The sequence below is a fragment of the Paenibacillus amylolyticus genome, from assembly GCF_051136285.1.
Taxonomy (GTDB): domain Bacteria; phylum Bacillota; class Bacilli; order Paenibacillales; family Paenibacillaceae; genus Paenibacillus; species Paenibacillus amylolyticus_F.
Genome location: NZ_CP194938.1, coordinates 980,028 through 994,715 on the forward strand (window position 1 = coordinate 980,028; position 14,688 = coordinate 994,715).

A 14,688-nucleotide genomic window follows, 5' to 3' on the forward strand; every position below is an offset into this window, starting at 1 on the left:
AGACCTCCAAATAATTTATAGTTATTTGGAGGTTTTTTTCTACACTTTCAAGTTATTTCGTGGATTAAATCTCGACAGGACATCCTTCTTTCTTTCTACAGATACTTCAGTATATATTTGTGTTGTACTCACATTGGTATGTCCAAGAATTTCTTGGACAGATCGAAGGTCTGCACCATTGTTCAAAAGATGTGTTGCAAAGCTGTGGCGAAGATAATGAGGCGTTGAATGTTTACTTACGTTAGACATATCTCTAAATTTATAAAAAATGTCTTCAATGGAATATATAGAGAGTCTATGACCATATTTATTCAGAAAAAGAGCGTTACTCTGAGGTTCAAAGTGTTCACGAGCTTGAAGCCAGCTCTTGATCTTTTGAATCACCTCTTCACTCGATATATATAACAGTCGTTCCTTACGGCCTTTTCCAAAGATCAGCACCGTTCGCTCTTCAAGATCGATATGTTCAAGGTCTATGCTCACCAATTCACCAATTCGAATCCCAATGACGTACAACAACTCAATAATTGCAGCATTTCGCAGGTTTATTCTTTTTCGAAAAATCGTGTGTAACTGTTTCATATGCTCTTGCGGGGCATTCAACAGTTTTTCAATCTCATTCACGGACAGTGTCTTGGGAATACGCCTTGCCGTTTTGAATTTCTTCCCGTAACCATCGATGGGTGATTCCTTAAGATCTCCGTTTTGTACGAGGTAATTAAAAAACGCTTTAAAACATATGTATTTTCTCTTAATCGTAGAGTCTTTTAGTATCTGTTCACTCGTTAATTGTTCAAGATACCTGCGCAAATTCTCCCTGGTTACTTCGTTTATTCCGTTGGAATCCAGCCATTGCACAAGTCTATTTAGATCAGAGAAATAAGCTTTGATGGATTTATGGGACAGATTGCGTTCCACACTTAAATAGATCTCATACTGTCTCAAATAATGGTTTAAATCAATTATGCTGAGTTTCATGATGCCTCCTGATGTGCATGTCATATGCTGCCAATAGTCCGACCTACATTATTACGCATTAGACTTTATTTGTGAAGATGCCTTCAGACATACTTCAATATTACACGACAAAAAAAGCCGGATTTCTCCGGCTCTATACATCAGCTATTTTACACTCTATTTCACCTGTATAGCTCACATAAGCTTTGAGATCATATACGACATTGCTCAGCACATATTGCCCCTGATTCACAAAAATCTCAATCAAATTAGGCTCCACAAAGATATTAAGTTCACATTTTCCTTGCAGCACGGGAGTCTGAAACTGAAGATCGTATTGATCCAAGCCTCTAAATACCCCTGCACGATCCGTATGCAACCTGCCACCTTCCAGCCACACTCGATAACCGCCAATGTCCAGAACTTCATGTTCCTGCAACACGGTTTTCAGTTGGAATGGTTTAGTATAATCAATATGCTCGATGGGGATATTGGTCTTAAAATACGCCTCCACCTCAGGATGTACACGGAAATAAATATGTCCATTTTTCACCTCAATCACTCGCGGTAATGCCATCATGCCAATCCACGGCTTCTCCCCCGGTTTCTCCACAGGTAATGGCATTCGCATCCAGGCTACCATGACCCGGCGCCCGGAGGCATCCAGATTGGTCTGAGGGGCATAAAGATCCCGACCATAATCCACCATTAACAGGTGATCTGGTATGACAATATCACAGCTTTCCTCTTGAAAGGAAACCAGACTGCACATGGCATGACTCGTATACAGCGGCCCATCATGAATACCTTCTGGAGACATCAACAAGACCGTTTGCTGCGCATCAGTAAGAGAATCAGGCAAGCTGAACATATCCGGGCACTCCCACATATAACCCAACCCTGGCTTGGTATAACTATTAACGACCGACCAATGGAACACATCCTCACTTGTATAGAACAAAAGCTTTCCCTGCTGATCTCTCGTCTTTGTACCTAAAATCATGTAATACCGATCCTGAAACATCCATACTTTTGGATCACGTGTATGTGTACGATCCCCCAGAGCAGAATCAATGATCGGCGGTATGATCTGCTGCTTAGAGGTCAGGTTATCAAACGTATAGCCATCCTCCGAGATCATCACAGCCTGACTCGACTCGAATCGATCATCCACAATCACATGAACGTTCTCCTCATTTATCACATCATATTTCACAGCGGTATAAAATAAAAACAGTTGTCCCTGAACCTCTAATGCAGTGCCTGAAAAACAACCATTCTGGTCATACCCTTTGCTTGGAAACAGAGCGATAGGATGGTGCGTCCATGTGACCAGATCCGGACTGGTTGCATGCCCCCAATGCATCGTGCCCCACTGCAGCCCATACGGGAAATACTGATAAAATAAGTGATATTCTCCCTTGTAGTAAATAAATCCGTTCGGGTCATTCATCCAGTTACCTGGTGCTTTTACATGTAGTTGATCTTCTTTCATCATGGCCTCCATTAACGATTTCAATAAACCTGATTTAACATGTATGTAACGCCGCCCTCTTCAACTTTTTCACAACAGCATATGTATAGGTATCCCCTGGTTCATATCTGTTCAGGCCAAAAAAGCCGCCGATCTCAGCGACTTCAATTGTAACATTATTTTTTTCTCTGTAGTCTATATTTGAGAGTATATATCTTAGATTATATTTATCATTATTCGGGGTTAAATAATCTTTCGAAACAGGTCGATAACCTCATCCTTGGATGGTTGATACGGGTTGCCTGGTGCACAGGCATCTTTCATCGCATTACTTGCAAGCAGTTCTACATCCGGGTTCTGTACGCCGAGTTCGGATAACTTCTCAGGAATGCCCACTTCTTTTGCCAGTTCTCGAATTGCTGCAATCACATAGTTCGCACATTCCTCGTCGCTACGCTCCTTCACGTCCATACCAATTGCCTTGGCGATATGACGGAATTTGTCCGGTACATGTTTGGCATTCATCTCCTCGACATAAGGCAGCAGCATTGCATTGCATACTCCATGCGGCAGATCATACACCCCGCCCAATTGATGTGCCATAGCGTGCACATATCCAAGACCCGCATTATTAAATGCTATGCCTCCCAAGAAACACGCGTATGTCATATACTCCCTTGCTTCCAGATCAGTCCCATCCTTCACCGCCCTTGGCAAATATTCAAAGATCAACTTGACTGCCGCTGCAGCCGTTGCACTTGTAACCGTAAAACCCCCAGGTGTAACCATCGCTTCTACCGCATGGGTTAAGGCATCCATTCCCGTAGCTGCCGTCAGACTGGCAGGTTTATTCAGCATGAGCTCGGGGTCATTCACCGACAGATCAACTAGACAGTTTCGATCCACCATCACCATTTTCACTTTTCGCTCCTCATCTGTAATCACATAGTTCATTGTTACTTCGCTTGATGTGCCAGCTGTTGTATTCACAGCTACAAGCGGAACTGATTTAGTTTTGGATTGATGCAGTCCTTCATATTGACGGATGTGTCCACCATTTGCAGCAACGATACCAATTGCTTTGGCAGCATCCTGCGGTGAACCTCCGCCTATCGATATAATGGCGTCACAGCCATGGTTCTGGAATACTCGTAATCCTTCATACACTTGATGGCATGTTGGATTGGGCTGTACCTCATCATATACGACATAGTCTAACCCTGCTTGCCGCAGTGTAGACAATACACGCTCAGCGATACCTGACGTAACCAGTGCCTGATCTGTAACAATCAGAGCTTTGCGTATACCCATCTGTCCAATCATTGGAGCTGCATCCTGCAAACACCCTCTACCCATCAAATTCACGGGTGGAACATAATATGCATGCGTTGCCATCTGAATCAGCCTCCTGTAACCCTGATTTACTACCTTTATTGTAACTGAATCCGTTTCCAGCTATAGTGAAATAAATCACAATCACTTAATAAATGTTACATTGCCCCTTCTTGTTACAAGGATGTTCAAATTTTTTGTATCTATTTGTTTTGTATCTATTTGTTTAATTCTTCGATGTTATGTATCCCATACTGTGTTTCATGATATTTTTACGCAAAAAAGGTGACTTACACCCCTAAAGAGTCTAAGTCACCTTATCTTGCTGCATAGCCATAGCGTATATATCACCTAGCAAATTGTACAACCATAGAAAGTCGCTACACACCGGCTAAGTTCTAACGATCACCAGAAGCCTTATTTCCCCTCATTCTCGCATAAAAATCCTTACGATCCTCAGAGACGCTATTTAGCCTATTTTGAGCAAAATTGAAGCTTAAACGGGCATATTCCAGCAAATAGCGTTCCTACGGATCGTTAGCAACTTACAGTGCTTTGTCGTTCACACCATCAAGCCATGCTTCAATATCACCAATGACAGAGGACACACAACCGTCTTCAAACGGTGATTTCAAACCAGCAAGGTCTACCAGACCAGTGAAGGACAGGCTACCACCTGCTTTGCACAATGTCAGATAATCCGCCCATGCCGATTTCATATCTTCATTGCTGCGTTTCCAGAACTGGAATGCACAGATTTGAGCCAGCGTGTAGTCGATATAATAAAATGGCGATGAGAAGATATGGCCTTGTTTATGCCAAAATCCACCTTGCTCCAAATACGCGTTGTCTTTGTAATTGATATGTGGCAAGTAAATCTTCTCGATATCGCGCCAAGCCTGCTTGCGTTCAGCCGGTGTTGCATTTGGGTTCGCATAGACAAAATGCTGGAATTCATCTACAGCTACACCGTATGGAATAAACAGAAGTGCTGAGGACAGATGATCAAACTTGTACTTGTCCGTATCTTCCTTGAAGAACAGCTCCATCCACGGCCAAGTGAAGAACTCCATGCTCATGGAATGAATCTCTGCAGACTCATAGGTCGGCCAATTATATTCAGGCACAGCAAAGTTACGGCTTTCGTACACTTGGAACGCATGTCCCGCTTCATGTGTCAGTACATCAATGTCACCTGACGTACCATTGAAGTTGGAGAAAATAAACGGTACTTTGTAATCATTCAGGAACGTACAATATCCTCCGCCCTGTTTTCCTTTTTTACTAACCAGATCCATTAATTCATTCTCGGTCATCATCTGGAAGAACTTATCGGTCTCTGGTGAAAGTTCCGTGTACATCCGTTTGCCGTTCTCCACAATCCAATCTGGATCACCTTTTGGGGTTGGATTACCCGTCTTGAAGCTAAAGCCCTGATCGTAAAAATAAAGCGTATCTACATCAATCCGGCTGCGCTGACGTTCTCTGAGCTTGGTTGCAACAGGTACGATGTAATCTCGAACTTGTGCACGGAAATTCGCGACCATCTCCGCGTTATAATCCGTACGGTTCATACGGACATAACCAAGCTCCACGTAGCTTGGATAACCCAGCTTTTTCGCAATCTGTGTACGTACCTTCACCAGTTCATCATAAATGCGGTCGAATTCCGCTTCATTCTCCGCCATAAACGTATACCGGGCTTCTGATGCACGTTCCCGCATGGAACGATCTGTAGACAGCTCAAACGGATGCAACTGAGGCAGTGTGCGCTCTTCCCCTTCAAACGGAATTTTAGCCGAAGCAATCAGCTGATCGTATTCCGTAGAAAGTTTGTTTTCCTTCTGGAGATCTTCAATGATCTCCGGGCTGAATGTTTTCAAAGCCTGATCGGCGAGCAGAAACAGTTGAGTTCCCCACTTTTGCTCCAGTTCCGCACGGAACCTGGAATTCACCAGCGCACGGTAGTAATCCGTAATATACTCCTGAACAACTGGCTGACTTTCATCCACGAACTCATTCTCTGCCTTATAAAACTCATCATTGGTATCAATGGAATGTCTGATATAGACAAGCTGTGCCTGGGTTTCGAAATCACTGCGCAAGGCATTGATCTTGTCCATGAATTCACTTTGCTCTTCCACTGAAGACGCCGCTTCAAATCCCTCCAGTAGTTCACCGAAAGAAGTCTTGATGTGTTCCAGATCGGGACGTGTATACGTATACTCGCTAAACTTCATTTATGTACACCCTTTCCTGTTTGGCAAATTTCGGGAAAAACCCGAGAGCTATCCCCTATTATACAAAAGTGAAGCATAAAAATCCCAACTTTATGAAAAATATTTATCCATCGGTCAAATGTTATCCAAGCAAAGAATGGAACAGTTACATCATTACGGGAGTTACCTGTAAGCTCAGTTTAAGTATGTTTCATGATACTAGAATCGCATCAATACAAATAAGCCCGCCCCGCATCAGCGAAGCAAGCTTATAGGCTTGTCTTTTTCAAATGTTACAGATGATTCGCAATTTAGTGTTTATCTTCGTCAACAATCTTATAGAACCAGCCCATTCCAATCATACCCACAACCATAATCACAGCCAGAATAATAATATAAGTCATGAATGTACCCCCCTTGCCCGTATATTCATCTCTATACTAGTGTACACGCGGAATGACGGTTTGAATTAACCGAACATTGACAAAAATACGAAATCTTTAATTTTAATCAACCCAAAACATCACTTTTGTTATTCTTTCCTCCAAACCCCATCCTTGTTATCTCACCGTAAGTCCTGTCTTATACAACTTGTTAGCATCTGCAAACGTTCCGTTGTATACTATACTTCTGGATTGGATGGATATGGACATAACCTCAATTTATTTTCACAGAAAGGCAGGAGCTTCATGTCAACTCGCATTTCTTTACATTCATTATCACTTGCTTTTATGCTCGCTTTCATGCTGATCATGTTATCCGCCTGTGCGGATGGAGAAGCCCATGTGACTGTAAATACAAACGGAACGGCAGATCTGGATCTGAATCTAAGTGTGTCGGACTCAGCTCTTGGCAAAATTGGACAAGACAATATGATGCCCTTGCTAGCCGAAGCATTGGAACGTAATAACTTTAAGGCAGAAGTGACCAAACAGGCAGATCAAAGTGTGTTAAAAGCAACGACCCATTATGAAAAAAGTAATATGACCGGGTTCGATTCCTCCAAGCTGCCACCAGGTATTCAGATCGAAAAATCAACGACCCCAGGTTTCTTTACTTCAAAAATGCATATTACTGCCGAAGCTGACCTTATGGAATCTATGCCAGATGGGGATATTAAAGACAAGATCAACAACGTTCCAGGTTTTCTCAAACGACTTTTGTTAAAAGATGTGAAATTTGATTTCAAACTGTCTCTCCCGATCCAAGCCGAGGATTCCAATGCAGATCAGGTGCAGGATGGTGGTAAAACGCTGATCTGGAACATTTCCCCCCTGCAAAAGAATACGCTGGATCTGACCGTACAAATTCCGAACATTCGGAATATCCTTTTCGTCTCCATCACTGGCCTTGTGCTGATCCTGTCACTGCTTATCTGGTTCTTTATCCGGCGCAGACGGGTAAGACTGCAGCAAAATCCGACGGAACATCGTGGAAATTCATGACACTCACCCGGCTATTGGATTTGTGACTTGCCAAACGGTGTTATGGATAGTAGAATACATCCGTACTGTACGAATGGTTAACAAGATGATTTAAGCAAAACTAAAGAGGTGAACAAGTTTCATGAATATCCGGGAATGCGCCCTGCCTGGTATCGGGGTGAAGTACCAGTTTCATACAAAAGGCGGTAATCAGTTAGTCATCATCAAGCATGAGGACGGACGCCGTGAATTATTTTCGGTAAATCCACAAGATGATGAAGAACTCACGCTGATTGCAGAATTGGAAGATGATGAATGTGTAACCCTCTCAGGATTGATCGGCGGATGGTCCTGAGTACCAACTCCAAACATCAAAAAAATGTAACTTTAAACATGAAAAAACCTGCACTCCATTGGAGATACAGGTTTTTTTGTATTCATCGTGTGTTATATTCATCATGGGTTGAACCTCTCTTGTCTCGCTCACCAATTGCCCATCAATTTACCTTCTGTGAATGAATATAGGGCACCCATGTGTTGAGAACCCGGATAATTTCTGCCGAGTGGAAAGGCTTGCTTATAAAGTCCTGCATTCCGCATTGCAAACAAGCTTCCCGGTCACGTTCTCCTGCAAAGGCTGTAATCGCCGCGATCACGGGGATTCCCGGATGAGTTTTCCTAATTTCACAAGTCGCTTCAATTCCATCCATCACTGGCATTTGAATATCCATGAAGATCAGATCATACTGCGTTTTCGCAAGTAGATCCACAGCCTGCGCTCCATTGCCCACCACATCGCATACACCGCCGAATTTGCGCAACATCTCTTCAAGCAGATGGCTGTTCACGGCCTGATCCTCGGCGATTAATATGCGAATACCGCTGGCAAGACTGTTTCGATCCGGCAGTTCCAGCCTTGCTGCAAGGTGATCTTCTACATATACAATTTCTTCTCTCCACTTCTCTAATACAATGGTGAACTGGAATTCTGCCCCCTGACCAATCTCACTTTGCACACCAATGGCTCCGCCCATGAGTTCCACCAGTTTCTTGCTAATCGCAAGGCCCAAGCCCGTTCCTCCAAATTTGCGATTAATCGCCGGATCCAGTTGGGAGAAGGATTGAAATAATTGATGCTGCTTATCCAGTGCAATGCCGATGCCCGTATCCTTTATCTTGAACGAAAGCAGCAGATGATGCGGGCCATATTCTGGCGAGTGATCCATCTCCGCAATAACCGTAACACTTCCCTTTTCGGTAAATTTAACCGCATTGCCCACCAAATTAATAAGAATCTGGCGAATCCTTGTCTCATCTCCTCTTACACGTTCAGGAATCTGTGAAGAGATCTCACTATATAGTTCAATCTTCTTCTCAGCGGCTTTGATGGAAAAAAGCTCCATTACACTGTTCAGCATATCCCGAATATCTACTGGCCCTTGTTCCAGATCCATTTTACCTGCTTCAATTTTACTGAAGTCCAATATTTCATTCAAAATGTACAGCAGCGACTTCCCGCTATCAATCATAATCTCCGCAAATCCTCGCTGCTCTTCGTCCAGCTCTGTTTCCATCAACAGATGTGCCATTCCCATAATCCCGTTGAGCGGCGTACGAAGCTCGTGGCTCATAATAGCGAGAAACTCGGATTTGGCACGATCGGCGTGCTCTGCCGCTTCCTTCGCACGAATGATTTCTTTCACCGATGTCATATCACGGAACACCAGCACGGCACCACGTGTTTTCCCTTGATCCATAATCGGCTTGAGTTGGAACTCCGCGAGAAAGCTCGATCCGTCCTGTCGCCAGAATACCGATTCTGTCCGCGGCAATGCCCTTCCTTCACGTACAGCCTGCAAAATAGGCGTACCTTTCGCTGGATAAGGAATGCCTTCACTCTGCATCTGTATCATCATTTTCTCCAGAGGTTTGCCATTCATCTCATTTGGACAGATGCTCATCATCTCCGCCGCTGCAGGATTGGCAAAATTCACATTCCCATCCAGATCCAGCCCAATGACCCCTTCGGACATTCCATTCAAGATCAGTGCTCTTTCGTAACTTAAATTTTCAATCTCTTCGACGTAACGTTTGGCAGATGTAACATCACTCGTAATGCCATAGACACCAACGACTTTGTCTTCCAGTAAAATAGGAACATTGATGACACTTGTCTCAATTCGCTGCCCGTTCTTGTGAATCAAGCCAATCTCGTAGCTCTGCGCTATGCCCTTCACCGATTCTTCAAAGTGATAACGTGTCTTATCCAGATCTACCGGATCAATCAGATGATCGAAAGGTCGGCTTAACAGTTCCTCTCTTGTATGGCCTGTCAATTGCTCCTGCCCCGCGTTGGCTTTCAGCAAATTCCCATCCAGATCCAGAGAAGCTACTCCAAGCGGATTACAGTCAAACAAAGACGTATACTCTTGTAAATTCAACTGCTGCTGTTTACTTTCTGTAATGTCTCGAGTGACTGCCACCATCTCCTGCAGCTTGCCTGACTCATCGCACACATAATGGGTCAGTGTATCTGCCCATATAATGGATCCGTCCTTGTGCTGCAGCCGATAACTAATGCGCTCCGGTGCAAGTCCATTCATCTGACCACGGATATAGGCCTGTACGCCCGGAATATCGTCCGGGTGAATGCAGAACATTCCGGATCGTCCGATCATTTCCTCGGGCTCGTAACCGAGCATGCTTCTGCTCGCATCAGATACATATTTAAATGTACGCTCAGCGTCCGCCTCATGAATTGCAATCAAATCCAATGAGGATTCAGCCAGTATACGTGAAATACGACTACTCTCTTCCAGCTGTTTGCGCTGTTCAAGGAGTCGTTCTTCCGCCTCTTTTTGGTTCGTAATATCTGCAGCTTGTACCAGTAAATACAATGACTCTTCCGTTTCCTCGTCCCGGACAATGCATGCTCTAATCGTTGCCCACAGCAACGTACCATCTTTTCGTTTCAAACGCACCTCCGTTTCGTACATCGGCTGTTCACCGTTGGTCATTTCCCAGAAATTTTTCCGAAACTCTTCGTACCTGAGGTCTTCTTCATAAATCATATGTACAACGGAAGTATGTAATAGTTCTTCCTCCGTTGATCCAAGCATCTCGCAAAAAGCGGGATTTAATTGCACCCATAGTCCATTAACATGAGAAGCGACCGCAATTCCGATTGGCGCGTGTGTGTATAATTGTTCGAACAGAGACCGGCTCTGTGTGATGGAGTTCGACACTACATATCCTCCCTTACCTTAAATGTAAATGTTGCTTTAATCTAAATTGAATGTTGTTTTAATGAGAATGTAATGTTCTTCGTATGAACACATGAACCTGAACATAACTTTATCTTATAGTGTTGTACCCCAAATGACACGATTGTTAAACGAAACACAAGAAAAATCTCAGACAAAAATCGACATGATCAAATTTTCGGCGTCTCAGCATATTCAACGTTATTGAAGAACGGAGGTTATTGCCCCATGATTATTGTTGCGAATCAACCGGTTCAACTATTTCCCTCCGAGTGGTCTGCTTTTGAATGGTACTGGTTACAGCAGCTTCAGAACCGCCCAATCCGATATGTGTATCAATCCATGGACCATCTGCACTTTGAATGGAACTTAAGAGAATCTCTCGTGGACGCAGCCGAAGGATTGAATCGAAGTGGGGTCAGCTTTGCCTCATTTGAAGATTCAAGGTGTAACCCCGCCTTCTGGAATCGGAATGCACAAGGCGGGTTTGAGCTAAGACCGGATGTTACACCAGCTGACGGCATCAGAGATATATGGAGAAACGGGCGTTTATACGCATTCGAGTGCGCAACCGCTACCGTCATCGTGCTTTATGGAGGTGTGCTTGGGAGCATACGTGAAGATGCCTTTAATTCGTTATTTCGTAATCTGCTGTTATTTGACTGGCATTATGACAGCGATCTGCGTTTGACAGAAAAAAACGGCAAGGAAACCGCACTTCCGGGAGACGTGCTCTATTTCAAAAATCCGGATGTCTCTCCCAAAACCCCTGAATGGCAAGGCGAAAACACCATTATGTTGCGGGAAAACTGGTACTACGGACACGGCATTGGCATTGCAAGCGGCCCGGAGATTATCCAGACCTTAAACCAGTTTCGGTTTCCCGGCAGCCGAACCTCAGCCTATTTAATGGATATGGTCATTTATCCAGACTTTCTTTACTTATCCCGTTATGCCAAGAATGCTTCCAATGGTAACCCGGACGCATCCACACCTGTATTGCCTGGTCAAATGTATGTTCGAGTGGGAGGAAGCCGTTATCTGCGTACTTGAATACCGGTCTTACAGTCATTAACGGGTCTTTGGAAAAATGGATTTTACACGCTGAAAAAGCCCAATAGAAAGCAGCCGTCAGGCTGTCTTTACTTTGGGCTATCTTCGTTATTCGTTGTAAACATCATCGCTTGTGTCTTCCAACTAGCAATACCCCAGCTATCATTCATTAAGCATACAGTGACTATTTATAATCTTTCAATCATCCGTTTAACGGATCAAGTTGAACAACGACCTGCTTACCGCTAACCTGTACTCCCGTCGTTTTGTTACCGTGTTCTTTCAACGCTTTGCACAGTTCTTCTGCCCACACTTTACCCGCGTCTCCCTCTTTGGCACCATGTACCTGGATAACAAACTTCACGGAATCACCTTTTTTCAGTATCCGCTCGGCTTGCGACTTTTTCACATCCCGGTCATGATCCTCCATTTGCAGGTGAAGCCGAATTTCCTTCACTTTACGTTTCTCCGGGGATTTGCCTGCTTTTTTCTTTGTCTGCTGTACTTCCTCGCGTACTGCACCCGCACCGATCAATTTGCATGGGGGCGGGCTGGTCATCAGGGACAAACATACCAGGTCTACTTTATGCTGTTTGGCCAGCGCCAGTGCTTCGCGTGTAGACATAATCCCTAGATCTTCTCCATTCAGACCCGTGAGTTGTACTTCGGCTGCTTTGATTTTTTCATTTTTAATCATCTGAGCCATTTATCTTCCTCCTTGACATGAAAAGCCTGTCCTGATCACTAGAAGATCAGAGCAGGCTTGAATAATGGATTACATTATGTGTGGCGGTACAAACGATTCATACGTTGCGTTAAGATTAACGACTTGTCATTGCAGATGAGTTCTCACAATATCGAGTCGTGTCCTCAAATTACAATGTGTTAAACGCTTCTGTAAGTACGGGTACAATCTGTGATTTACGGGATACTACGCCTTTAAGCAGCGCTTTGTTGTCTACCAGCGCGACGTTGTATGCTTTTTCAACCGCTTTGGTAGATGCACCATAAGCCAGTCCGACGGAGTCATTGTTCAGGATGTCTGTTACGACAAACAAGAACAGGTCGAGGCCTTTGCTGGAAATAATCGCTTCGATCGCCGCTTCAAGCTCAGGCTGTTTCACCAGCACATCATTCACGTCAACCGCATTCACTTGTGCGATTTCAACTTTTGCTGTACCCATTGCAAATTCCTTCGCATCGAGGGAGATCAACTCAGCAATAGTTTTCTGACTCAAATCCGCACCAGCTTTCAGCATGTCCAGGCCGTAGCTGTCTGCATCCACACCAGCAATGGCAGCCAGCTCACGTGCTGCAGCGACATCCTGCTCTGTGCAAGTTGGAGATTTGAACAACAAGGAATCCGAGATAATAGCTGATAACATCAGACCCGCGATTGGTGCGCTGATTTCAATACCGTTTTCTTTGTACATTTTATTCAAAATTGTTGCCGTACAGCCAACAGGCTCCGCACGGAAATATAAAGGCTGGCTTGTCTCAAAATTAGCAATACGGTGATGATCAATAACTTCAATAACCGTTACGTCTTCAATATCGCTTACGCTTTGCTGACGCTCGTTGTGATCGACCAGTATGACTTTGTTTACTTCGTTCGCCGCTGTTTTGATCAAACGTGGTGCTGCAACCTTGAATTGGTCCAGTGCAAACTGTGTTTCGCCATTCACTTCGCCCAAGCGTACCGCTTCAACTTCATGGCCTAATTTGCTTTTCAGGTCTGCATAAGCGATTGCTGAACAGATTGTGTCTGTATCCGGGTTTTTGTGGCCGAAAATTAGTGCTTTTTCCATATTCATAGCCCTCCGTCAATTCGAGTTTTAAGTTGATTCCTAGCCTTGTTTGAATCATACCTACTGATTATAGCGCTTATACGTCTTAATTCCAATCCCTTTACAGCGAATTAATGTCCTGATGCAGGCCAAAAGCTTCTGCAATCAGAGAGAAAGAGCGCAGGCGTGCCTCGAACGAATGGATGGCAGACGCAATGATCACTTCATCAGCTTCATGACGTTCAGCCATCGCGATAATTTTGTCTTTCACCTGATCTGGCGTGCCGATGATCGAGAAGGAGCGGCGCTGACGAATCTGTTCCAACTCCATCGCTGTATACGGATAGTTATTCACCGTTTCAAGAGAAGGGAAGGACTTCTGTTCGAGTCCACGACCGAGCCGCAGGAAAAATAATTCGTTACTGCGAGCCAGTTCAGCTGCTTCTTCTTCCGTATCTGCACAGAAAGCGGATACCGCTATCATGGAATGGGGCTTGTCGTTCAGAATCGAAGGTTTGAAGTGGTGGCGGTAATGTTTCATCGCTTCCTCACCGCCTGGCGTACCGAAAAACTGGGCAAATGCATACGCTGTACCTTGCGCTGCGGCAATTCTTGCCCCTTCCGAGCTAGAACCCAGCAACCACACTTCAGGAACCGTTGGAACGGAGGGGCCAGCTACAAGTGAAGCAAAACGATGGTCTTCGGGCAACTGCTCGTGGAAGTATCCCCCAAGATCGGCAATCTGCTGCGGAAAAAACTGTACATTCGATGATTTGCCCTCGTTGAGCGCTCTACTCGCAATCGGCATGCCTCCTGGCGCACGTCCGATACCGAGATCGATTCGTCCAGGGTGTAAGGCCTCCAGTAGTCGGAAGTTCTCTGCCACTTTGTACGCGCTGTAATGCGGTAACATAACCCCTCCCGATCCTACCCGAATACGTTCCGTATGAGCAGCCACATGGCCAATCATGATCTCTGGGCTTGAAAAGGACAGTGCACCCCCGCCGTGATGTTCGGACATCCAAAACCGGGAATACCCTAATTGCTCGGCATGCTTCGCTAATATTACAGCCTCCTGCAGGGCATTATTGACATTACGACCCTCACTAATGTGTCCATGCTCCAGTACACTCAGTTTCATATATGTTCATTCCTCTCATTAATGAAGTAATGATCTGT

The 14,688-nt window shown here is 44.6% G+C and carries 11 protein-coding genes; 3 read left to right on the forward strand and 8 right to left on the reverse strand.

Translation table 11 applies throughout. From position 1 onward, the window contains the following. Window positions 1-39 precede the first annotated feature (39 nt). The 4 genes from ACR8BL_RS04275 to ACR8BL_RS04290 all read right to left on the reverse strand — a co-directional run bounded on the left by ACR8BL_RS04275 (window position 40) and on the right by ACR8BL_RS04290 (window position 6,003). Window positions 40-978 (reverse strand): tyrosine-type recombinase/integrase, encoded by a 939-nt coding sequence (locus tag ACR8BL_RS04275; protein WP_434751469.1) that lies wholly within the window; start codon window positions 976-978, stop codon window positions 40-42. Between the two features lie 133 nt (window positions 979-1,111). Further along, window positions 1,112-2,455 (reverse strand): glycoside hydrolase family 32 protein, encoded by a 1,344-nt coding sequence (locus tag ACR8BL_RS04280; protein ID WP_434756572.1) that lies wholly within the window; start codon window positions 2,453-2,455, stop codon window positions 1,112-1,114. A 219-nt stretch (window positions 2,456-2,674) separates the two neighbouring features. Further along, a complete protein-coding gene (locus tag ACR8BL_RS04285) occupies window positions 2,675-3,826 on the reverse strand; it encodes an iron-containing alcohol dehydrogenase (RefSeq protein WP_434751471.1) in 1,152 nt (383 codons plus the stop codon). Window positions 3,827-4,308: 482 nt separating this feature from the next. Further along, on the reverse strand, window positions 4,309-6,003 hold the full coding sequence (locus tag ACR8BL_RS04290) for a M3 family oligoendopeptidase (RefSeq protein ID WP_434756573.1): 1,695 nt from the start codon (window positions 6,001-6,003) through the stop codon (window positions 4,309-4,311). Between the two features lie 668 nt (window positions 6,004-6,671). Here ACR8BL_RS04290 and ACR8BL_RS04295 point away from each other — a divergent pair. Next, on the forward strand, window positions 6,672-7,427 hold the full coding sequence (locus ACR8BL_RS04295; RefSeq protein WP_434751473.1) for a hypothetical protein: 756 nt from the start codon (window positions 6,672-6,674) through the stop codon (window positions 7,425-7,427). Window positions 7,428-7,548: 121 nt separating this feature from the next. After that, window positions 7,549-7,761 carry a hypothetical protein gene (locus ACR8BL_RS04300; protein ID WP_434751474.1) on the forward strand — a complete coding sequence of 71 codons (213 nt, stop codon included), beginning with the start codon at window positions 7,549-7,551 and terminating at the stop codon, window positions 7,759-7,761. 142 nt (window positions 7,762-7,903) lie between these two features. Here the strand turns inward: ACR8BL_RS04300 and ACR8BL_RS04305 are convergent, their stop codons facing one another. After that, complete coding sequence (locus ACR8BL_RS04305; protein ID WP_434756574.1) at window positions 7,904-10,651, reverse strand: PAS domain S-box protein; 2,748 nt, start codon at window positions 10,649-10,651, stop codon at window positions 7,904-7,906. A gap of 246 nt (window positions 10,652-10,897) precedes the next feature. On the opposite strand from ACR8BL_RS04305, the gene ACR8BL_RS04310 reads away from it, so the two are divergent. Next, window positions 10,898-11,722 carry a protein-glutamine gamma-glutamyltransferase gene (locus tag ACR8BL_RS04310; protein WP_434751477.1) on the forward strand — a complete coding sequence of 275 codons (825 nt, stop codon included), beginning with the start codon at window positions 10,898-10,900 and terminating at the stop codon, window positions 11,720-11,722. Between the two features lie 202 nt (window positions 11,723-11,924). Here ACR8BL_RS04310 and infC read toward each other — a convergent pair whose 3' ends face one another. The 3 genes from infC to ACR8BL_RS04325 form a co-directional block, all read right to left on the reverse strand. After that, window positions 11,925-12,419: a translation initiation factor IF-3 gene (infC, locus tag ACR8BL_RS04315; protein WP_434753009.1), complete on the reverse strand. Its 495-nt coding sequence runs from the start codon at window positions 12,417-12,419 to the stop codon at window positions 11,925-11,927. 178 nt (window positions 12,420-12,597) lie between these two features. Next, complete coding sequence (locus tag ACR8BL_RS04320; protein WP_434751478.1) at window positions 12,598-13,530, reverse strand: manganese-dependent inorganic pyrophosphatase; 933 nt, start codon at window positions 13,528-13,530, stop codon at window positions 12,598-12,600. A 100-nt stretch (window positions 13,531-13,630) separates the two neighbouring features. Next, on the reverse strand, window positions 13,631-14,650 hold the full coding sequence (locus ACR8BL_RS04325; protein ID WP_434751479.1) for an LLM class flavin-dependent oxidoreductase: 1,020 nt from the start codon (window positions 14,648-14,650) through the stop codon (window positions 13,631-13,633). Between the last annotated feature and the right edge of the window lie 38 nt (window positions 14,651-14,688).